The organism is Pelagibacterium nitratireducens (assembly GCF_037044555.1).
Taxonomy (GTDB): Bacteria; Pseudomonadota; Alphaproteobacteria; order Rhizobiales; family Devosiaceae; genus Pelagibacterium; species Pelagibacterium nitratireducens.
Genome location: NZ_CP146275.1, coordinates 1,183,378 through 1,204,797 on the forward strand (window position 1 = coordinate 1,183,378; position 21,420 = coordinate 1,204,797).

19 protein-coding genes are annotated in these 21,420 nt (G+C 60.8%); 8 read left to right on the forward strand and 11 right to left on the reverse strand.

Going from position 1 to position 21,420, the window contains the following annotated elements; genetic code table 11:
* Positions 1–126: 126 nt before the first annotated feature.
* Positions 127–315, forward strand: coding sequence for a hypothetical protein (locus tag V6617_RS05980; protein WP_338609751.1), 189 nt, complete (start codon positions 127–129; stop codon positions 313–315).
* 52 nt (positions 316–367) lie between these two features.
* On the opposite strand, the gene V6617_RS05985 is transcribed toward V6617_RS05980, so the two are convergent.
* Together V6617_RS05985 and V6617_RS05990 are read right to left on the reverse strand one after the other, a co-directional pair.
* Complete coding sequence (locus tag V6617_RS05985; protein WP_338609752.1) at positions 368–2,272, reverse strand: ABC transporter ATP-binding protein; 1,905 nt, start codon at positions 2,270–2,272, stop codon at positions 368–370.
* Positions 2,269–4,125, reverse strand: a complete 1,857-nt coding sequence (locus V6617_RS05990) for an ABC transporter ATP-binding protein (RefSeq protein WP_338609753.1) — start codon at positions 4,123–4,125, stop codon at positions 2,269–2,271. The genes V6617_RS05985 and V6617_RS05990 overlap by 4 nt, the downstream gene beginning before the upstream one ends.
* 728 nt (positions 4,126–4,853) lie before the next feature.
* Here V6617_RS05990 and V6617_RS05995 point away from each other — a divergent pair.
* Together V6617_RS05995 and V6617_RS06000 are read left to right on the forward strand one after the other, a co-directional pair.
* Positions 4,854–6,851, forward strand: a complete 1,998-nt coding sequence (locus V6617_RS05995; protein ID WP_338609754.1) for a methyl-accepting chemotaxis protein — start codon at positions 4,854–4,856, stop codon at positions 6,849–6,851.
* Between the two features lie 262 nt (positions 6,852–7,113).
* Complete coding sequence (locus V6617_RS06000; RefSeq protein ID WP_338609755.1) at positions 7,114–8,085, forward strand: iron-siderophore ABC transporter substrate-binding protein; 972 nt, start codon at positions 7,114–7,116, stop codon at positions 8,083–8,085.
* A 628-nt stretch (positions 8,086–8,713) separates the two neighbouring features.
* Here the strand turns inward: V6617_RS06000 and V6617_RS06005 are convergent.
* Positions 8,714–9,106, reverse strand: coding sequence for a septal ring lytic transglycosylase RlpA family protein (locus V6617_RS06005; RefSeq protein WP_338609756.1), 393 nt, complete (start codon positions 9,104–9,106; stop codon positions 8,714–8,716).
* Between the two features lie 221 nt (positions 9,107–9,327).
* Positions 9,328–9,981 (reverse strand): peptidase inhibitor family I36 protein, encoded by a 654-nt coding sequence (locus V6617_RS06010; protein ID WP_338609757.1) that lies wholly within the window; start codon positions 9,979–9,981, stop codon positions 9,328–9,330.
* A 164-nt stretch (positions 9,982–10,145) separates the two neighbouring features.
* Here V6617_RS06010 and V6617_RS06015 point away from each other — a divergent pair, with 164 nt between their 5' ends.
* Positions 10,146–10,796 carry an MOSC domain-containing protein gene (locus V6617_RS06015; RefSeq protein WP_338609758.1) on the forward strand — a complete coding sequence of 217 codons (651 nt, stop codon included), beginning with the start codon at positions 10,146–10,148 and terminating at the stop codon, positions 10,794–10,796.
* Positions 10,797–10,913: 117 nt separating this feature from the next.
* Here the strand turns inward: V6617_RS06015 and V6617_RS06020 are convergent, their stop codons facing one another.
* Both V6617_RS06020 and V6617_RS06025 read right to left on the reverse strand, forming a co-directional pair.
* The gene (locus tag V6617_RS06020; RefSeq protein ID WP_338609759.1) at positions 10,914–11,309 is read right to left on the reverse strand and encodes an acyl-CoA thioesterase; all 396 of its coding nucleotides are present in this window, start codon (positions 11,307–11,309) and stop codon (positions 10,914–10,916) included.
* A 2-nt stretch (positions 11,310–11,311) separates the two neighbouring features.
* A complete protein-coding gene (locus tag V6617_RS06025) occupies positions 11,312–11,905 on the reverse strand; it encodes a thymidine kinase (protein WP_338609760.1) in 594 nt (197 codons plus the stop codon).
* 312 nt (positions 11,906–12,217) lie between these two features.
* On the opposite strand from V6617_RS06025, the gene V6617_RS06030 reads away from it, so the two are divergent.
* A complete protein-coding gene (locus tag V6617_RS06030; protein WP_338609761.1) occupies positions 12,218–12,628 on the forward strand; it encodes a hypothetical protein in 411 nt (136 codons plus the stop codon).
* Between the two features lie 55 nt (positions 12,629–12,683).
* On the opposite strand, the gene V6617_RS06035 is transcribed toward V6617_RS06030, so the two are convergent.
* Positions 12,684–13,109 carry a CBS domain-containing protein gene (locus V6617_RS06035; RefSeq protein WP_338609762.1) on the reverse strand — a complete coding sequence of 142 codons (426 nt, stop codon included), beginning with the start codon at positions 13,107–13,109 and terminating at the stop codon, positions 12,684–12,686.
* A 169-nt stretch (positions 13,110–13,278) separates the two neighbouring features.
* Here V6617_RS06035 and V6617_RS06040 point away from each other — a divergent pair, with 169 nt between their 5' ends.
* Positions 13,279–14,481 (forward strand): pyridoxal phosphate-dependent aminotransferase, encoded by a 1,203-nt coding sequence (locus V6617_RS06040; RefSeq protein WP_338609763.1) that lies wholly within the window; start codon positions 13,279–13,281, stop codon positions 14,479–14,481.
* A 1,224-nt stretch (positions 14,482–15,705) separates the two neighbouring features.
* Here the strand turns inward: V6617_RS06040 and V6617_RS06045 are convergent.
* The 4 genes from V6617_RS06045 to V6617_RS06060 all read right to left on the reverse strand — a co-directional run bounded on the left by V6617_RS06045 (position 15,706) and on the right by V6617_RS06060 (position 18,791).
* Positions 15,706–16,599, reverse strand: a complete 894-nt coding sequence (locus V6617_RS06045; protein ID WP_338609764.1) for a LysR family transcriptional regulator — start codon at positions 16,597–16,599, stop codon at positions 15,706–15,708.
* 75 nt (positions 16,600–16,674) lie between these two features.
* Positions 16,675–17,625: a thioredoxin-disulfide reductase gene (gene trxB / locus V6617_RS06050; RefSeq protein WP_338609765.1), complete on the reverse strand. Its 951-nt coding sequence runs from the start codon at positions 17,623–17,625 to the stop codon at positions 16,675–16,677.
* 154 nt (positions 17,626–17,779) lie between these two features.
* A complete protein-coding gene (greA, locus tag V6617_RS06055; RefSeq protein WP_338609766.1) occupies positions 17,780–18,253 on the reverse strand; it encodes a transcription elongation factor GreA in 474 nt (157 codons plus the stop codon).
* A 325-nt stretch (positions 18,254–18,578) separates the two neighbouring features.
* Positions 18,579–18,791 (reverse strand): cold-shock protein, encoded by a 213-nt coding sequence (locus V6617_RS06060; protein ID WP_264226951.1) that lies wholly within the window; start codon positions 18,789–18,791, stop codon positions 18,579–18,581.
* 501 nt (positions 18,792–19,292) lie between these two features.
* Here V6617_RS06060 and ltaE point away from each other — a divergent pair.
* A complete protein-coding gene (ltaE, locus tag V6617_RS06065; RefSeq protein WP_338609767.1) occupies positions 19,293–20,315 on the forward strand; it encodes a low-specificity L-threonine aldolase in 1,023 nt (340 codons plus the stop codon).
* A gap of 82 nt (positions 20,316–20,397) precedes the next feature.
* On the forward strand, positions 20,398–21,390 hold the full coding sequence (locus V6617_RS06070; RefSeq protein ID WP_338609768.1) for a methyltransferase domain-containing protein: 993 nt from the start codon (positions 20,398–20,400) through the stop codon (positions 21,388–21,390).
* Positions 21,391–21,420: the final 30 nt, after the last annotated feature.

Below are 21,420 nucleotides of genomic sequence, written 5' to 3' on the forward strand. Positions count from 1 at the left end.
GGGTTGACCCTACCAGTTTCCGGTTGACCTGTGGCGTTAAATTCTGGAACATAATAAGAACACGTCTTGATTCGTGTTACTTTACGTGACGAACTCTCGGTGTTGTGCCAATCCAAGGAGATTGAGATGGCCAAGAATACTGGTGACGGTTACAGGCGCGGCGCGGTTACTGGCCGTACGCAATTTCAGCATGAAAATGGCAATTGGCAAAAGCGCGACGAGCGCACGGGTCAGTTCATGGACCGGAAGCAGAGTGATGGACCGTTCAAGGGTGTCGCTAAAGAGCCGGACGGACGGGATACTCCGAACGCCTGAGCGACCCTAAAGCGCAGTCTCAGGTACTGCGGTGAGTGGGGTGCTAGCCGCCTCACGTCGTCCCATCCCCCGCCGTGGCGGCGTTGACTACGTCGTCGGGGATGTCGTCGAAGCTGGAGTAGTTCATGGTGTAGAGGCGGGCGTAGAGGCCGTTTTTGGCCATGAGCTGGTCGTGGTTGCCCTGTTCGATCAATTCGCCGTTCTGGAGCACGATGATGCGGTCGGCGCCGCGGATGGTGGCGAGGCGGTGGGCGATGACGAGGCCGGTGCGGCCTTCGAGCAGGGTTTCGAGCGCCTTTTGAATCTGGCGTTCGGTGTAGCTGTCGATATTGGCGGTGGCCTCGTCGAGGACGAGGATTTTGGCGTCGGCGACAAGGGCGCGGGCGAAGCTGAGCAATTGGCGCTGGCCGAGCGAGAAGTTCGAGCCGCGCTGTTCGAGGACGGTATCGTAGCCATCGGGCAGGCGGGTGATGAACTCGTGGGCGCCGACGGCCTTTGACGCGGCGATGACGTCATCGAGTGTGGCGGATGCCTTGTTGTAGCGGATGTTTTCAAACACCGTGCCGGTGAACAGGAACGGCTCCTGAAGCACCATGGCGACCTGTTCGCCTAAGGATTCCTGGGTGATGTCGCGCACATCGTGGCCGCCAACGCGGACGGCACCGGATTGCACTTCATAAAAGCGATGCACGAGCGCCATGGCGCTGGTCTTGCCCGAGCCGGTGGGGCCGACAAGGGCGACGGTTTCGCCGGGATTGACGTGGAAGGAGACGTTTTTGAGGACAGGGCGCTTGGGATCGTAACCGAAGGCGACATTGTCGAAATCGACCGACCCATCCATGTCGCGGGTGAGGGTTACCGCGTCTGGCTTGTCGGCGATGGAGACGGGGACGTCGAGCACTTCGGTGATGCGGCGGCCCGAGGTCATGGCGCGCTGCATGATGGAATATTGCATGGTCAGCGAGCGGATGGGATCGAAAAAGCGCTGAATGTAGAACAGGAAGGCGACGATGATGCCGATCTGCATGGAGCCGTTGAGCACAAGCGAGCCGCCGACCACGATGACGGTGGCCATGGCGATGCCGGTCAAACTGTCGACGATGGGGACCATGACCTGGGCGTAGCGCGAGCCGGTCAACTGGGTTTTCAGGTTCGACCAGGCCTTGTCGTCATAGAGGTCGAAATTGACCTTCTGACGGTCGAGGTTCTGGATGGTGCGCACGCCGTTGATGCCTTCGGCCATGGCGCCATTGGTGGCCGAATTGGTCTCGTGGGCGGCCCAGAAGGCGCGCTTGGCGCGCGGCAGCCAGAAGATGCGGACGATGAACAGGGCGGGCATGGTGGCGAGGGTCAAAAGCCCCAGGCCCCAATCGAGGCTCAAAAGCACGACGACGATACCGCACAGCAGGACCAGATCGCCGATGGAGACGATCGAGGTTTCGAGAAATTCCTGCATGGAATTGACGTCGCCCTGCAGCCGGCTCATCAGGCGCCCGACTTCGGTCTTGTCCATGAAACCGAGCGCAACGATCTGCAGGCGCGCGAACATGGCGCGGCGCATGTCGAACAGCACGTTTTCGGCGACGTTTCCGACCTGTTTTTCCTGGATCCAGGAGGCGGCATAGTTGAGGGTGACGACAATGGCGAAGATCGCAACCGACCAGATCAGGCCACCTCCGCCCGCGAGGGGATCGACCAGCGCGGTGTCGATGGCATTGCCGACGATCAGGGGAATGGCGAGCTGGGTGGCGGTAAAGATCAGCACGGCGATGACCGAAAGATAGATGCGCAGGCGATAGGGATGCACGAAGGCCCAGATGCGCCGGATGGTGCGCGGGTCGTAGGCCTTGCCGAACACTTCCTCCTCGATATGGGCGCTGCCCACGGTGGCGCGGGGCGGGCGCTGGCCGGGGAACGTGGCGGTGTCGTGTTCGTCGTCGAGATCGGTCGCGGTCATTGTCCGGCCTCTTTTAGTTCGATGTCTTCGGTGGGCCGGGTCTGGAGATCGTAGAGGGCGCGGTAGCGGCCGCCCAGCGCGAGCAGTTCGTCATGGGTGCCGCGCTCGGCGATGGCGCCGTCCTCGAGGAAGAAGATGGTGTCGGCGTCCATGAGCGAAGAGAGGCGGTGGGCGATGATGATGGTGATGCGGTCCTTGGCAAAGCGGCGGATGGCCGAGCGGATGCGGTGTTCGGTGCCGGCGTCGATCGCGGCGGTGGAATCGTCGAACACCATGACGGCGGGCTTGAGAACCAGGCTGCGGGCGATGGAAAGGCGCTGGCGCTGGCCGCCCGAGAGCGAGACGCCGCGTTCGCCGACGACGGTATCGTAATCGGCGGGCAGGCCCATGATGTAGTTATGGAGTTGGGCGCTTTCGGCGGCCTTTTCGATGCGGGTTTCCTTGGCCCAGGGGTTGCCGTAGGCGATGTTGTTTTCGATCGTGGTGGTGAAGAGGAACGTATCCTGCTGCACGACAGCCACGCTGGTACGCAGGGATTTCAGCGTCACGTGGCGGACATCCTGGCCGTCGATCTTTATGCTGCCTTCTGAGACGTCGTAAAAGCGGGCGATCAGATGGGCGAGGGTGGATTTGCCGCTGCCGGGGGCGCCGACGATGCCGATGGTCTGGCCCTTGCGGGCGGTGAAACTGACGTCCTTGAGGGTGGGGTGGGCGGCACCGTCATAGGTGAAGCCCACATGCTCGAAGCTGAGCGTGCCGTCGGTGACGGCAAGATCGGTGGCGCCGGGCTTGTCCCTGATATCCACGGGGGCGTCGATGAAGGCAAAAAAGCGCGTGCCACAGGTCGAGGCGCGGGCAAAGGAATTGACCATCAGCCCGAGCTGACGCACCGGCATCTGCAGGATGGTCATGAAGGTGAGAAAGCTGGCCAAAGTGCCCACGCTGATTTCGCCGGCGATGACCTTGTTGCCGCCCACCCAGAGCACCAGCCCCATGGCGGCAAAGAAGGAAAAGGTCATCATCGAGGTGTTTTTCACCCGGATGTTGGTGCGCTGATGGGCAAGGCCCAGGGCATCGTCGGAGGCGGTATCGAACTTTTTGAGCTCGTGCTTCTGGCCCGAAAAGGCGCGGACGACGCGGATGCCGCCGAGGTTTTCTTCCATGATGCGGGTGAGCACCGAGAGCTTTTCCTGCAGGGTCAGCCAGGTCTTGCGCAGGGTCAACTGGGCCACCGAGGAGCGCCAGGCGACGAAGGGGACAAAGCTGAGTGCGAGAAGGCCGAGCACGATATCGGTCGAAATCAGCATCCAGGCGCCGACACCGATCAGGATGGTGAGCAGGACGACGCGGATCAGGCCGGTCGAAAAGAACATGCGGATGCCGTCGAGATCGAGCAGGCCGATGGTGATCAGATCGCCCGAATGGACCTTGTCGTGATAGGCATAGGGGAGGCGCTGGACCTTGTCGTAGAAGGCCAGGCGCAACTCATAGCCAACGTGATGGCCCACCGATTCCGCGAAATAGTTCTGGAGCAGGGTGAAAACGCCGCGCAGGATCGAGACGACGAGCAGGGTGATGGCGCTGGCCCAGAGGGCCCGTTCGGCATCCTGGCTGGAGACCGAAAGGATATTTTGCGCCTGATCGATGGCCTGGCCGAGAAGGCGGGGAATCGAAAGCTGGAGCAGGGCGGCGACAATGGTCGCGACGACGGCGATCGCCACCTGCCAGTGGTGGCGGAAGGCCAGAAGGGCGATCCGCAGCAGGGGCCGGCGATTCTTGCCGGAATGGGCGGCTGCAACATGGGCCCTGGCGTCGCCACGCGAACGCTGCCGGCCAGCCGTGAGGGTGGTCACTTGGGTATCCAGACATCAAAAAGCGCCCGATGGTGACGCGGGAATCGGTCTTGAGGAAAATCGGGCAAATCACTCGCCGGTGTATTCAAGGCCGATTTGTAACATGTTGCAAGATGTTACCGGCTGCCAAAGGGCAATTTGACACCACTGAAGCGGCCAACCCGCCGACGAAAAATCAAAAACCCCGCCGGGGAGGATCGGCGAGGGTCTTGATGCATGGGAATGAATGAGTGAGCTTGCCGGTCAGGCGAAGGCGCCGGTGAAGGCCATCACTGTGACCATCATGGTGACCATGACGGCGCCAGCGGCGGTTCCGATGCTCATCTGAATAAGGGTGCGGGCCATTTTCAGCCTCCAGTGTTTGATGCCTCTGTACCGTCCTTAACGAGGCCGATCGATGTTTGGTTTCATCGTTGACGGTTTCGTGTGCGGTGAGGCGATAAAATCATGTGCCGGCTGAACCGGGACTGAATGGTCGGTTCAGGCGGGGCATGAGGGTCGCGGGTTTTGCGCGCCCGGGCGCAATGTGTCGAAAATTTTAAGTATTTCTGCCTAGGGTCGCGACAGCTCCGGCGGTGATCAGGGACGGCATTGGCCGGGGCAACGGGCGGATTGCGCGTTTGGCTGGCACTGTGTTGTCCCTGGCATTCAATCCTCCCTCTCAAAGACAACCTCTCGTCCAGAAGGGCGGAAGGGCTCAGGGCTCGAATTACGGATTGAAAGACAGAATGGTTTCGAAACTCAGCGTTAAATTCAGGGTTTATGGCGCCTTTGGCGTTCTCATGGGATGCCTTGTACTTGTCGGTCTGGCTGGCCAGTTCGGTGTGCAGGCGATGAGTGGACTTCTCGACGGATACCAGAAAAGTGCCGCCAAGACCCAGGAAATCAACGATTATGTTCGCGACCTCGAGGCCGCGCGGCGGCTCAATTTCGACTTCCGGCTCTCTCCGTCCGCAGAGACGGCCGAAGCATTGGTGGTCATGATCGAAGATGTGGCCACCAACGACGCCGACGGGCTTGCCCACTTTGCCGGTGACCCGGAGGCGCTGGCCACGATCGGTGAAGTCGAAGTGCTCGCCCAGCAATACCTGACCGCCGCCGAAGAGATGATTGCCGCCCAGGAGGCGATGAATGTCACGGCGCAGGTCGCCGCAGCACGCACGCTCGATGAGCTGGGCCCGCAGATGCAGTCGCTTTACGACCGTCTGTCCGACCAGGTTACCGATCAGCAGAATGCGCTGGGCGCGCGGATCGACGGCGAGCAAAGCTATTACATGACGATCCTGATCGCCGAGATCGTTGCGGCGCTGCTGATCGGCACCGTGTGCGCGTTTGCGATGGGCCGCTGGCTCTCGGGCGCGATTTCGGGCATGACAGCGATGATGCGGCGTCTGGCCGATGGCGATTTCAATACCGACATTTCGGGAAGCGAGCGCGAGCATGAGCTGGGCCAGATGGCCAAGGCGCTGCAGGTGTTCCGCTCCAACGGGCAGGCCATGGAAGCGGCGGAGGCCGAGCGGCTGCTCAATGCCAGGACCGCCGCAGAGCGGGCCGAGATGATGGAGCGGTTCCAGACGGCGTTCGACGCGGTGATCGAGGCCTGTGTTGCAGGCGATTTTACCAAGCGGATCACCGAGACCTTCGGCGATGAAGACATCGACCGTGTGGCGGCCAATTTCAACGCGATGCTCGAAACGGTCAATGCGGGGCTGGGCGAGGCGGGGCATGTGCTTTCGGCGCTGGCCCGGACCGATCTGACCCAGCGCATGGAAGGCCAGTATCAGGGCGCCTTTGCGGCGCTGCGTGATGACACCAATTCGGTTGCCGAAAAGCTGACCGAGATCGTGGCGCAGCTCAAGACGACGTCGCGCGGCCTCAAAACGGCAACCGGCGAAATCCTGGCCGGAGCCAACGATCTGTCGGAACGCACGACGCGGCAGGCGGCGGCGATCGAGGAGACCTCGGCAGCTATCGAGCAGATGACCTTTACGGTCAAGGGCAACGCCGACAAGGCCGAAATCGCTTATGGCAAGAGCCAGGCGGCGGCCGAACTCGCCAATGCGGGCGGCACGGTGATGGTCAAGGCAACGACGGCGATGGAGCGCATCACGACGTCTTCGGGCAAGATCTCCAACATCATCGGCATGATCGACGACATCGCTTTCCAGACCAACCTTCTGGCGCTCAACGCTTCGGTGGAAGCGGCGCGGGCCGGGGATGCGGGCAAGGGCTTTGCCGTTGTCGCCGTCGAAGTGCGCCGGCTGGCACAATCGGCGGCGTCCGCATCGGCGGAGGTCAAGGCGCTGATCGAGCAAAGCGCCAATGAAGTCGATGGCGGATCGAAACTGGTGGCTGAGGCCGCGTCCAAGCTCAGCGATATCCTGGCGGCGGTTCGGGAAAATTCCGAACTGATGCAGGGAATTTCCGAAGCCAACCGCGAGCAGACAACGGCGATTGGCGAAGTGCGGACCGCCGTCCAGCAGATGGACGAGATGACCCAGCACAATGCGGCGCTGGTCGAGGAAACCAACGCGGCGATCGAGCAGACCGAGGCGCAGGCTTCCGAACTCGACCGGGTGGTGGAGATTTTCACTATCGATAAAAACACCGCGATTGCCAGCGAAACCGCCGCGCCGCAAGCGCGCAAACCTGAAGTGGCCAAGGCGGCGCGCTCGTATCTGACGCAGGGCAATGCCGCGCTCAAGGATGACTGGTCGGAGTTCTAGAGCCGTTCAGGATTTGATTGACTCAAATCCTTGGCTCTAAACCCTTGTCTTGTCGCGTGTCCGAACGGCAAAACCGTTTCCATCCCCGATCGCGTCGAGGACATGTTTTTGCTGGACACGCTTTAGACCGCAGACATCATTGTGAAGAGCCCGCGCGGTAAGCCGCGCGGGCTTTTGCCTTTGTCAGGCTTGCGCGGGGCCGGCTTTATAAATATGAGTTTTGAAATCATGTTATAGCCGTCGCGATCGAAGGAGTTTTGCGGTGAGGATTGCAATCAGAACAGTGTTGGTGCTGTCGATGTGTGGTGTGCCGGCAGGCCCGGCGCTGGCGCAGGATTTTCCGGTGACCATCGCGCACGCCTATGGGCAGACCACCATCGAGGCGCAGCCCGAGCGTGTTGCGACATGGGCGTGGGGAAACACGGACGCGGTCCTCTCACTGGGCGTCAAGCCGGTGGCCATTCCGTTCATTTCCTATGGCGGTGGCGATAACGGCATCCACCCCTGGGCGGAAGAGGCACTGGACGCGATGGGCGGAGAAATGCCCGCTATCCTGGCCGAGGGCGACGAGCCGCCTTACGAACAGATCCTGGCGGCTGATCCCGACATCATCATTGCGGCCTATTCGGGAATCACCGAGGAGCAGTACGAACGGCTGAGCCAGATCGCGCCGACCATCGCCTATCAGGATGCTGCCTGGAGCGCGCCATGGCAGGATGTGACCCTTACGGTGGGGCAGGCACTGGGGCAGGCCGAGGAGGCCGAGACGCTGGTGGCAGAGACCGAGCAATTTGTCGCCGACACCGTCGCCCAGCATGAAGGGCTGGCGGGCACCACATTTATCGGGCTCAACGATTATGACGGCTCGCTGGCCATCTATGCCGGGCTCGACTCGCGGGTGAAGTTCCTGACCGATCTGGGACTGGTCTATGCGCCGAGTCTGGATGCGTTGGGCGGGGACGACGAGAATTTCTATTTCTCGGTCAGCTATGAAAATGCCGACCAACTGGTCTCGGACATTCTGGTTTCCTATTATGAAAACCAGTCAGATTCCGATGCGTTCTTTGCCGAGCCCTACATTGCGCGTCTGTCCCAGACTCAGGCGGGGGCCTATGCGTCGATCGTGGGGATCGAACAGGTGGCCGCCGTCTCGCCGCCTTCAGCGCTTTCCTTGCGCTGGGGACTTGAAGACTATGTCGCGCAACTGGCGGCAGCCGCCGAGAAGGCCGAGTGAGATTGGCCCTAGAGCCGTTCAGGATTTGATTGACTCAAATCCTTGGCTCCAAACCTTTGTTCTGTCGCGTGTCCGAACCGCAATACCGCTTCCATCCCCGATCGCGTCGAGGGCATGGTTTTGCTGGACACGCTCTATGCCGCCAGGGCGCCGGTGACGAAAAGAACCATGGTGAACAGGGCGCACAGCGTTGCGCCCGTCAGGGCGGCGACGGACATCGATACCAATTTCTGGGTCGTCATCTTGTGGGACATGGACAAGCCTTTAGTTGACCGGTTGGCGGACCAGCCAAGGACGTAAACCGCGATGCCCGCGCGCAATTGGCGCAAGCACCGCATTCAATACAGCCCCCAAACCGGCGTGTGCGCATGTCGCCAAACATCCCGCACAACGCCGGCGGCATTTCTGCCGCGGCCGCAAGTGCATCTCAGGAAATGTCCTTGCGGCACCCAGACTATGCGCGGTTAACAGGACGTTTTGGGGAAAACTCAAATTGTCGGTAAATTTTTGGTTTCGGTCTGCGCCCCTCTGTGGAGAACAGGGCGACGCGGTGGCAAAAGCCCAATAAAAACAGGGCGCTCCGGAGGTTCGGAACGCCCTGTGGGAAACCGCTTTGGGCCGGGAAAAATCAGCCGATGACTTCGACGGTAACCTTGGCGGTGCCCGAATTGATCATGTCAATCCGGTTGGCCGCTTCACGCGAGAGATCGATGATGCGTCCACCGGTGAAGGGGCCGCGATCATTGATGCGAACCACGACGCTTTCGCCATTGTTACTGTTTGTCACCACCACTTCGGTGCCGAACGGCAGGTAGCGGTGGGCAGCGGTCAATGCGTGCTGGTTGTAGGTTTCGCCATTGGCGGTTTTTCTGCCGTGGAACTTGCCGCCATACCATGATGCGGTGCCTGACAGGGTCTGAACGATGGCTATCGTGTCCTGTGCGTTGATGGCTGAGGTGGCGAGGGGGAAAGCTCCAAGAGTGAGTGCTGCAACCAGCACTGCAGGCTTGATGAATTTCATGAGGGTCCTGACCCGTTTTGTTTGGCGACGGGAAAGGGTTCTACACGAAGATGTGACAAGAACGAGGACCGAATCGGTCAAAAAATGGGCAGAGCCGTTTCTGCGGCAATTGGTCAGGAACCGTGGCTTTTGGGCAACGCCACGAGACGGGTTGGCAAAACTGCATGCAAAACCCGCCCGGACGGACCGGGCGGGTCTGGATCACGTTGGGTCCGTTGCGATCAGCGGCGGCCCAGATAATAGGACGAGATGTCGTCCGAGAGCATGCCCAGATTGCGCACCGAGCGATCGATCACGGCGCAGCGGCCATTGAAGTTGGAGCTGGTGCAGACCGTGGCGCTGACATTGCCTTCGACGCGGGCCGAGCGGATACGGTCGTTCCAGAAATTGCCCAGAAAGCGCTCGTTGTCGTTGTCCGCTGCGCAGAAGCTGCGGCCGGCGTAATTGTATTCTTCGTAAAAACACACACGGCCGTCGGGGGCGGGTTCGGTCGGGCGATTGTTGCCGATGGTCACGTTGAAATTGGGTGTGTTGATGGAAAAGCCGATATCGGGCTGATTGGGCGCGGGTGACGGAGCCGGCGCCGGTGCGGGCGAGGGGCGTCCGTCATTGACCGGACGCAGATATCGCGCAGAGGCCCAGCCGCGGATATTGGTGGCGGTCACCTGGCACCAGGTGTTGGCGTTGTTGCATCCGGAAACCTCGACAACCTGATTGGTCGAAAGCGCGGCGATGACCGGATAATTGGTGCCCGGTCCTGTGCGCACGTTAAGGGCCGTCGTGGCGAAAGCCTGATAGGCCTGGGCGCCGGTGACAGTTGCCAAAACGCCGGTCACCGCGATGATCGCCGCGGCAGCAATTTTCCTGAAATTCATATTGCTCTCCCTTCGAGAGATTGGGGCTTTGTGGCAAAAATCTGCCAGTGGCCCCTTTGGTTCCATTTGTCCCTGCCGATGCGCGGTTTACCGCGAGGGGGATGCTCGGTTACACAGATTGACGATTTCACTTGAACCGCGAATGAACGGGGTTGATCGGCGAGATGTCTCAAATGCTCCTCGAAAGCGTCAATGTCGGCCAGCCGGTCGCTCTGGATGCCGGGCGGCCGGACAAGCGCACCGGGATCTGCAAGCAGTCCGTGGCGGGGGCGGTGCGGGTGCACGGTCTGGGCCTCGAAGGCGATGCGGTTGTGGACACAAGACACCATGGCGGTCCGGGACAGGCGCTTTATCTCTATTCGCGCGAGGATTACGCGTTCTGGGCGGCGCGCGATGTTGCGACCGGTCCGGGGATGTTTGGAGAAAACCTGACCGTATCGGGGATCGAAAGCGCAGATCTGTGCATCGGAGACCGGCTGGCCGTCGGGGATGTGGTGCTCGAGGTGACCTCCTCGCGCATTCCGTGCGCGACTTTCGCCAGGCGAATGGGCGATCCGGGGTTCGTCAAGAAATTCCGCGATGCGGGCCGGCCCGGTGCCTATCTGCGGGTTGTCGCAGAGGGGTACCTTGAGGCGGGACAGGCGATTGAGTTGATCCCGTTCGCGGGGGACAGGATTTCGCTGGGCGAGCATTTTGCCCTGGTGTTTATGGCAATGAAAAAGCCCCTGCCGCGCGAAATGATCACGCGGCTGCTGGCGCTGCCGCTCGCCGAACGCGATCGGGCCGACAATCTCGAACGGCTGGCGGCGCTTTAGGGCCGAGGATTTGATTGAATCAAGTCCTCGACTCCATACCCTTGTTTATCGCGTGTCCGAACCGCAAAACCGTTCCCATCCCCGATCGCGTCGAGGACATGGTTTTGCTGGACACGCTTAGGACCTGGTTTCGCCAACCAAGCGCTTTTTTCCGTCGTCGGTGAGCGCGACGTAAATGAAGTGGCCCTCGGTCACTTTGGTGCGCAGGGGCAGATCGCGGGACTTGGTCCAGGCTTCCATGCCGACCTTGATGGAGGTGTTTCCGATCCTGTCGATCCAGGTATAGACGCAAAACACATCGCCGACCTTGACCGGGGCGATAAAGCTCATGGCTTCAACGGCGACGGTGGCCACGCGTCCGCCCACGTTCTCGACGGCACAGATCGCACCGGCGATGTCCATCTGGCTCATCACCCAGCCCCCGAAGATGTCGCCGGCAGCGTTTGTATCGGCGGGCATGGGCATTGTGCGGATGGTCATCGCGCCGCGGGGTTGGAGTGTATCGTCTTGCATGGTCATGGTCCTTTTACCGGCCAGCGGCCGACAGCTTCTTCCCAGTGTTTGCGACAGAGCGAAAGGTATACCGATTTTTCGATGGAAACCTGATCGCCGTCGGTCAAGACACGCCCGTTCATATCCTGACGCACGACCATTGTCGCCTTGGCGCCGCAAGTGCAGATGGTGCGGATTTCGCGCAGGGTGTCGGCGGTGGCGAGCAGTTCCATGGAACCGGGGAACAGCTTGCCCTGAAAATCGGTGCGCAGGCCATAGCACATCACGGGAATGCCGAGCCGATCGGCGACGCGGGCCAACTGCCAGACCTGATCGCGGGTCAGAAACTGGGCCTCGTCGACGAGAACACAATCGACTTTGGATTCCTCCTCATGGTCACGGACCGACTGATAGAGGTCATCATCCTGCCCGTAGAGCAGGGCCGGTTCGGCAATGCCGATGCGCGAGCGGATCAGCCCGATGCCGTCCTCGACATAGAGGGCGGATGTGTAGAGCAGGGGGCGCATGCCGCGTTCGCGATAATTGTGGGCCGCCTGCAAAAGCAGGGTGGACTTGCCCGCATTCATCGCGGCATAGGAAAAATAGAGCTTGGCCACGGGGCCGTTCCGGAAACTGTGATCGACAGGCGCTTGTAACCCGAGCAGGCGCCGATGGCGGACCTGTCGGTGGCCTCTTCCACAGGAAAAGAAAACGGTCGCCGGGGTGGGCGACCGAAAAGGTGGTGCCGAATGGGGTATCGGCGTCGGGCGGACCGGCGGGGTATGCCGGCTGCAAGGACAACCCTATTGTCGTCTCATGACGCTGATATGACGGCGGTGCATGGGATGCCGGTTCATCTGATGTTCAGTTGAACCACGCCAAAAAGATCCGACATTGACATATCTCAATCCTGGTGGAGTTTAGCCTCAATGGCGCGTTGTTTTCGCACCCTTCTCAAGCTGGTTCCCTTTGCTCTGGCGATCATGGCGACCGCGCCTTCAATGGCGCAGGACCAATTCAATCCCATCGGCCTGTGGGAGCCCGACAACAGGGAATCGCGCTACGAGTTCACCTATTGCGGCGAAAATGGCGACCGGCTGTGCGCGGAACTGGTGTGGATCCAGCAAGACAAGCAGGACGCGCGCAACACCAAATATCTCAACACCTACATGTTCAAGAACGCGCGGCATGTCCGGCCCAACCGGTGGCAGGGGACCGTAACGCTTGAAGGCTTCAATATCGGGGGCACGGTGACCCAGACCGACAACAATACCATGCAGCTCGAAGCTTGCGCGCTGTTCGTGATCTGCGAAAACATCCGGCTCAGGCGGATCGAGTAGCTCTCGATCGCCCGTTCCAGGCCGCTTGCGGCCGGTGCGGCACCCCTTGTCCGGGTCAGCTCGATATGTATTCGCGCAGCGCTCCGGCTTCCTGCTCGGCCTCTTCGATCTTGCGCTTGACCACATCGCCAATCGAGATGATGCCGATCAGTTCGCCGTTTTCGACGACCGGCAGGTGGCGGAACCGGCCCTGGGACATGATGTTCATTGCCTGATCGACGGTGTCGGATCTTGAGCAGGTCTTGGGCGCACGGGTCATGAGCGTGGAGACGGGCTTGGCCCGGAAGCCCTCGGCGCTGCCGGCAAGATGGCGGACGACGTCGCGCTCGGAAATGATGCCTTCGACCTTGCCATTGTCGACCACGACAACGGCGCCGATGTTGTGCCGGGCAAGCGTGGCGACCAGATCACCAATGGTGGAGTCCGACGGGACCGTCACGACGTCGCTGCCCTTGATGGTCAGGATCGATTCAACAAACATGGCCTCTACCTCCTCATCGCGAACGTTCAGCTTGCCTTGTGCCGGACAAACGCGCAAGGGCCCGGAAAGGTCGACGAATTGGCGATTGACACTGCCGGTGGCATGGCGAGGTTCGCAATCACGGGCTATAGAATGGCACCGTTGGCCATTTAGATAATAGAGAAATGTCATGGGACTTATTTCTGACGCCCTCTCGCGCGTGCAGCCGTCTGCGACCGTGGGGATCAGCCAGCTTGCGCGCCAGATGGCGCAGGCCGGAAAGGACATCATCGCGCTATCGGCCGGTGAACCCGACTTCGACACCCCCCAACATGTGCGCAAGGCGGCAATCGACGCCATCGAGCGGGGGGAAACCCGCTATACCAATGTCGAGGGCATTACCGAGCTCAAGGAAGCGGTGGCGGCCAAGTTCGGGCGCGACAACGGGCTCGATGTGGCGGCCGAGGACTGTTTTGTCTCGGCGGGCGGCAAGCAGATCATCTTCAACGCGCTGATGGCGACGCTCAATCCCGGTGACGAGGTGGTGGTGCCGGTGCCCTATTGGGTGAGCTATCCCGAAATCGTGCGGCTGGCCGGCGCGGAGCCGGTTTTCGCGCAGGCGAGCCAGGAGACGGGATTCAAGCTGACGCCGCAGGCGCTGGAGGCGGCGATCTCGGACAAGACCAAGTGGCTGATCCTCAACACCCCATCAAACCCCTCGGGCGCTGCCTATACCGAGGCGGAACTGGCCGGATTGGCGGCGGTGCTGATGAAATATCCACACGTCCATATCCTGACCGATGATATTTATGAGGTGCTGGTTTACGACGGGCGCCGTTTTGCAACGATCGCTCAGGTGGAGCCAAAGCTGATGGCGCGGACGCTCACCATGAACGGGGTGTCGAAGTCGCATGCCATGACGGGCTGGCGCATCGGCTATTGCACGGGCCCCAGGGAAATTCTCAAGGCCATGCTCAAGCTCCAGAGCCAGTCGACGACCAACCCGCCTTCGATCTCGCAATGGGCGGCCGTGGAGGCGCTCAATGGGCCGCAGGGGTTTCTGGCGGACTGGCGGGCGACGTTTCAGAAGCGGCGCGACTATGTGGTCGGGCGCCTCAACACGTTCGCAGGGCTCGATTGCCTGACGCCTGAAGGGGCGTTCTATGTGTTTCCGTCATGCAAGGGGCTGATCGGCAAGACCAGCGCCGGTGGGCGGGTTCTGGCCACCGACGAAGACGTGGTGATGGCGCTGCTCGAAGAGAATGGCGTGGCGCTCGTCCATGGGTCGGCGTTTGGGCTGGCCGGCCACTTCCGGATTTCCTATGCGGCCTCGGACAGCCAGCTTGCCGATGCGATGGACCGGATCGAAGCGTTTTGCTCGGGCGTGCAGTGAAAAAAAAGAGGCTCCGTCCGAAGACGGAGCCTTGATCGAGGGCAAAGCCCTAATCTCTCAGTTTACGACCCTGCCGAGGGAGGAGGAGACGGCTCAGGTCGGTTGAGCGAAGGATGTGGGAGGAGGATACATCATTCGCTCGGTTGCCGGGAGCGAGGGGCCTAGGGAGGAGGAGAAGGCGCGTCGCTCATCGACAAGCCGAATATGGCCCGCGCCGGCCCGAGCAACAACAAGCAAAAGCGCATACCAGCTATGCATTAGGCACGTTCGTGCTGCTGGTGAAAATTTAGGCAGATGTGGATCCCCCAAAACGAGAGAAGCCCCACCGAGGAGGATCGGCAGGGCTTCTGATCAGTCGGCCGCATTCGAGGGAGGAGGATTCGAATTACGGCCTTAGGAGCGTTCAGGGAGGGAGGAGGAGGAACCCATCCCGCTCTTGTCGTCACGACACAGGGGGCTTTGGGAGGAGGAGGAAAAGCGCGCCGCGTCAGTGACGGTTCGTATATGCCATTCTAATCACGACTTGAAAAGTCGTCTAATGGCATGGCAGCCATGCATTTTGCGCAAGCCCTGCTGGGCGGTCTGCACAAAGGGTGGGCATGGAAGGCGTTTGGGCAAAAAAGAAGCCCCGCTCGAGGGGAGAGCGGGGCCAGGACGAGAAGCAAGCTTCTCGTTAGGAGGGAACATCAAACGCGCCCAAAGGGAGGAGGAAAGACGCGCAATGTCTGGCTGGTAGGTAGAGATTAGACGGCATCTCAACAACCCCATTCCGGTTATGTCAGCCATGCATTGGATGCATGGCAATGCCTATTTGGCGGGCAATGTGCCTGTTTTCCTTACATTATTTTGTATGCACCGGCGCGCGGCGGGTGCCAAAAAAATTCCCGACATCGACGTTTTTTGCCTGTTTGTGCGAAGCGCAGCGGGCTTTGCCGAGGTCCAGGCCGCTCGACAAGCGTCAATAATGCTTTTTCCGCGCGGAATCGGATCGATTTGCTCTGAATGCTTCGCGGCGATTCCGGTTGGAACCGCAGTCGCTAGCTCGATTTGAGCGCAATGCCGATTGCTGCGGCGCGAGCGGTTTCGCGCCGGCGCTTCTAGAGCCGTTCAGGATTTGATTGACTCAAATCCTTGGCTCCAAACCCTTGTTTTGGCGCGTGTTGCGAACCGCAAAACCGTTTCCATCCCCGATCGCGTCGAGGACATGCTTTTGCTGGACACGCTCTAATATTGCCAGTCGCGGGCCTTGTCGACGAGAAAGTCGCGGAACACCCCGACGCGCTTGGAGCTCTTGAGGGCCGGAGGATAGACGAAATAGGTCTCGAACTCGGGAAGGTCGATATCGTCCAGAACCCGCCTCAGGCTTGGCTCTTCCTCGGTGATGTAGTCGGGAAGCATCGCGATGCCGATTCCCTGACGGCAAGCCTGCATCATGCCGTAGATGGCGTTGACCTTCAGCGTGGTCCGCCGGGGCGAGTTGTCGGGGCGCCCGATTCGCTCGAGAAAGTTCACATCGCCCAGATAGGAGGGCGAGGGTTCGCCAAAGGTGATGATCTTGTGGCCATCAAGGTCTTCGATCGATCCCGGAGTACCGTTTTCGGCAAGATAGCTTTCGGAGGCGTAGATGTGGAAGTGGACGGTGAACAGCTTGCGCTGGATCATTTCGGACTGATTGGGCCGGTGCAGGCGTATGGCCACGTCGGCCTCGCGCATGGCCAGATCGAGTTCGGCGTCGTTGAGTTTGATTTCGAGCTGGATGGTTGGATAGAGCGTCACGAATTCGTGGATACGCTTGGTCAGCCAGGTCGAGCCGAACCCAACGGTGGTGGTGACCAGAAGGGGCCCGGTGGGTACGTCCTGGCTTTCGGTCATCTGGGCCTGAACCGACTGGAGCTCCCAGGCCATGCGATGGGCGGTGCGAAAAAGCTGTTCACCCACCTCGGTAAGGACGAGACCGCGGGCATGACGGATGAAGAGTTTGAGGCCGAGGTCTTCCTCCAGCGCCGAAATCTGGCGGGAAACGGCGGACTGGGACATTCCAAGCTTTTCGGCCGAATGGGTAAAGCTTCCCGATTCGGCGGCGACATGGAATATGCGCAGCTTGTCCCAGTCGAGCATCCCCCACGTCCCCTCTTTGTGGCGCCGTTCGCGGGGGATCCGCGAGCGGCGATCAGTCGTTGTGGTTCGCCGCCGTTATTCGGCGGCTTCGGCCATTTCATGGGCCGCGAGATAGCGTTCGGCTTCGAGCGCGGCCATGCAGCCCATGCCGGCGGCCGTTACGGCCTGGCGGTAGATATCGTCGGTCACATCGCCCGCCGCGAACACCCCGGGCACCGAGGTTGCGGTGCTGTCGGGCGCGGTGACGATGTAGCCGCCATGCTTCATCTCGAGCTTACCGTTGAAAATCTCGGTGGCAGGAGCGTGGCCGATGGCAACGAAAATGCCGTCGACCTCGATTTCGTGGGTCTCGTCGTTCGTAACGTCGCGCAGGACGGCGCCGCGCACCGAGGGGGGCATGTTGTCGCCCTTGACCTCGTCGAGCACCGTGTTCCAGCGCACCTCGATCTTGGGGTGCTTGAACAGGCGCTGCTGCATGATCTTTTCGGCGCTGAACTGGTCGCGGCGATGGGCGATGATGACCTTGGAGGCGAAATTGGTCAGAAACAGCGCTTCCTCGACAGCGGTATTGCCGCCGCCGATCACCAGGACCGTCTTGTCGCGGTAGAAAAATCCATCGCAGGTGGCGCAGGCCGAGACGCCGAAGCCCTTGAATTTTTCCTCGGTCGGAAGGCCGAGCCATTTGGCCTGGGCGCCGGTGGCGATCACCACGCTATCTGCGGTGTAGGTCTTGCCGCTGTCGCCGGTGAGGCGGAAGGGGCGGATGTTGAAATCGACGTCGACGATCAGATCGTTTTCGATTTTCGTGCCCATGTGTTCGGCCTGGGCGCGCATCTGTTCGACCAGCCATGGCCCCTGGATGGGATCGGCGAAGCCGGGATAATTTTCGACGTCGGTTGTAATGGTGAGCTGACCGCCCGGCTGGATGCCGGCGATCATGAGCGGTTCAAGCATGGCGCGGGCGGCGTAGATGGCGGCCGTATAGCCGGCCGGACCCGAGCCGATGATTATGGTCTTGGCGTGCATTGTATCGTGCCGATCAATTTGCGTTCGAAACAAATATGGCACGGTGCCCCGCGGTTACAAGCGCGCGTGCCACTTGGCAGGGGAAAACCCGGTATGCTGAGGCGAAATTGCATCAAGGGACGGGCGGACCTGCGATCAAGTCCGCCCGGCCCGATCAAATGAAGACAATCTTGAGGATTTCGTAGCCGCGCGCGCCGCCCGGAGCGGTCACTTCAATCGAATCGCCCACCGACTTGCCGATCAGGGCGCGGGCAATGGGCGAGGAAATCGAAATGCGGCCGGCCGAGGCATCGGCTTCGGCATCGCCCACGATCTGGTAGGTCTTTTCCTCGTCGGTGTCCTCGTCGACCATTGTCACGGTCGCGCCGAACTTGACGGTCGAGCCCGAAAGCTTGGAAACGTCCACCACTTCGGCCATGGCCAGCATGGATTCAATCTCCATGATGCGACCTTCATTGTGGCTCTGCTGTTCCTTGGCCGCGTGATATTCGGCGTTCTCGGAAAGGTCGCCATGGGCGCGCGCTTCGGAAATCGCGTCAATGATCGCGCGGCGTTCGACGCCGGCGCGGCGTTCGAGTTCGGCTTGGAGTGCGGCGTGTCCCGCCACTGTCATGGGGACCTTGTCCATTTCGGCCAATCCCTCCTATCAATTATTAAATACGTTGAAGCGCATATCGAGATCCTCGCTGACTTCACGCCAGCGGACTCGACCTACGCTTTCGGGAAACTTACCTGCGAGAGGTTGCCCGTACCGGCCATTGTGGTCAAGGCCAATCGGTGGGCATTCTCCCGCGCCTCCGCTGTGCACCGGCACATATGGGGCTTTGTGCGGCGGCTGCAAGTGTCCCTTGAAATTCCTGTTTCCCAAAGAAAAGAGCGCAAACCCGCGGTCTGCGCCCTGTTTCCGTTGCCCGGCCAATGAGCCGGGCTAAGCTCATTTGGCGGATGCCGAACTAGTCGGCAGCGACCAGGTTGCCGGCGGCCGATTTGCCGGTGCGCTTGTCCTTGACGATCTCGTAGGAAATCTTCTGGCCTTCATCGAGACCGGTCATGCCGGAATTCTGAACGGCAGAAATGTGAACGAAAACGTCAGCTCCGCCTTCGTCGGGCTGGATGAAACCATAGCCCTTTTGAGTGTTGAACCATTTGACAGTGCCGGTTGCCATGGCTTTGTCCTTTCACGTCGTGCTGTCTGGAGCTCTATCCGGCCCGATTGGTCCGGAGCTCCAAGTCCTTGTTTTGCCGAGGGCGAACCGAAAAAATCGGTAATTTTTCTGGCCGCACTCTGATGGGGGTTTGCCGCCCCCGGGTATATCGAAGTCTTGGTTCAGGACGTCAGCAGGCGTTAAAGACGCACGGCTAGATCAGTCGGCCGCAATTTCGATCCAGTTTTTTTAGAAGAAATGGCCGAAATATTCAAGTACTTGTCAGAATCAGGGCCGGTAAAAAAATTTCGATGGCGATAACACTGTAGTTAGGACTGCAATCGGGTGCCGGCCGGCTGACATGTCAGTATTGCATACCTTTACGATAGAGAAGAGCGTGAGGCCCAAAGTATATCGGCTGGAGAGGCCGGTGTTCAAGTTGGGATGCGGGCGGTTGGCGGCGAACACCGGACGCGCTAAGCATCGGCCGCACTATCGACCACGGGTTCTCAAGGCAAACAGATGACGACCAGACGCTATGATTTTCGCTCCGATACGGTGACACGACCCGATGCGGGCATGCGCGCGGCGATGGCCGACGCCCCGGTTGGAGACGATGTCTATGGCGAGGACGAAACCGTCGCCGCGCTCGAAGCGAAAGTTGCCGAACTGACGGGTAAGGCGCGGGGCGTGTTCCTGCCCTCGGGCACGCAATCGAACCTGATCGCGCTGATGAGCCATTGTGGGCGGGGCGATGAATTCATCGCCGGGCAGGATGCCCATGCCTACAAGTATGAGGCGGGCGGGGCGGCGGTTCTCGGCTCAATTCAGCCCCAGCCGATCGAAAATGGCCCCGATGGCTCGCTGCCGCTCGACAAGGTCGCCGCGGCCATCAAGCCAGAGGATATCCATTTTGCCCGCACGCGGTTGCTGGCGCTCGAAAACACCATTGGCGGCAAGGTGCTGCCGCAGAGCTATGTGGCCGATGCGGTGGCGCTGGCGCGGCGGCATGGGCTTGCCACCCATCTCGACGGAGCGCGGATCGTCAATGCCGCGGTGGCGTCGAACCGGAGCGTCAAGGAGTTGGCCGAGGGGTTCGACAGCGTTTCAGTGTGCCTGTCCAAAGGGCTTGGCGCGCCGGTCGGATCGGTGCTGGTGGGCGATGCCGATTTCATCGCCAGAGCCAGGCGGTTGCGCAAGATGCTGGGCGGCGGCATGCGGCAGGCGGGCATTATCGCGGCGGCGGGACTTTATGCGCTCGAGCACAATGTGGCCCGGCTGGCCGATGATCACGCGCGGGCCCGGCGGCTGGCCGAGGGCTTGGCGCGCCATGAGGCGCTGACCGTGGAAATGCCGCAGACCAATATCATCTTTCTCACCGCCGATGCGTCGGTCGCAAAGGGGTTTGCCGATCACATGGCGGCTCAGGGGATACTGGTTTCGGGTCGCTACGGCCAGCAGCGCTGGGTGACGCACAAGGATATCGGCGACGATGCGATAGAGGCGGTTCTGGACGCAGCGGAAAAATTCTTCGCGGGCCTTTGATCTTGCCGCTTGCTTTTTGCCACGCGCGGGCGCATTTCCCCGCGCGCCGGTATTTGCCGGTTTTTGCGGGTCGCAACACAAATTGACAACAACTTTCCTGTCTTCGGGCGACCTCATCGTCGATCGCCGGGCCCATTATGCCCAGATGCTGGCCGAGGCCGGCGAATTTTCATCCGCCGCGGATCTGATGGAGCAGGCGCTCAACGATGCGCCGGGCTGGGCGGCGGGCTGGATGATGGCCGGGGACTACCATCTCAAGGCCGATGCCTTGGGTCGTGCGATTGCCGCCTGGCAGCGGGCGGCGGAACATGATCCGGCAGGTACGCTCGGCGCACAGATGCATCTGGCGGCGCATGGGGTCGGTGAAGTAGAGCCACAGGCGCAGGCGGCGTATGTCGAAGCGCTGTTCGACCAGTATGCCGGCCATTTCGAAGAAGCGTTGTTGCAAAAGCTCGACTATATCGTCCCGGGCCGGCTGGCAGACCTGGTTGGCGGCACCATGGAAGAGCTCGGCATCGAAGGGTTCGCGCGTGGTCTCGATCTGGGGTGCGGTACCGGATTGATGGGGGAGCGGCTGCGGCATGTGGTGTCGCATCTGAGCGGTGTGGATATTTCGGCCGCCATGGTCGCCGAAACACAAGGCAAAGGGATCTATGACGGGGTGGAACGGGCCGAATTGCTCGATTTTCTCGGAGCGCAAGGACGCATCGCCGATATCGTGACGGCGGCGGACGTCTTCATGTACTGCCCGGCATTGCCACCGATTTTTGCCCTGGTCAGTCAGGTGTTGCGGCCCGGCGGGATTTTTGCGTTTTCTGTGGAGCGCCATGATGGGGCGGACAGTCAGTGGCTCCAGGCTTCGCTGCGTTTCGCGCATAATGGGGAGGCGATCCGGGCCGCTCTTGATGAGGCGGGGCTGGACATCGTGCGCGTGAGCGAGGAGACGATCCGGCGCGATCGCGGCCAGCCTGTGACCGGACTTTTGTTCGTGGCACGCAAGCCCGAAAACATCGAGGGGCTGGAGGTTTCGGACATCGATCTGGGCGTTGAAATGCCGGTGGTGCCGATCAATTGAGCTGGTCCCCGGGGATCGGTTGCGACCCCC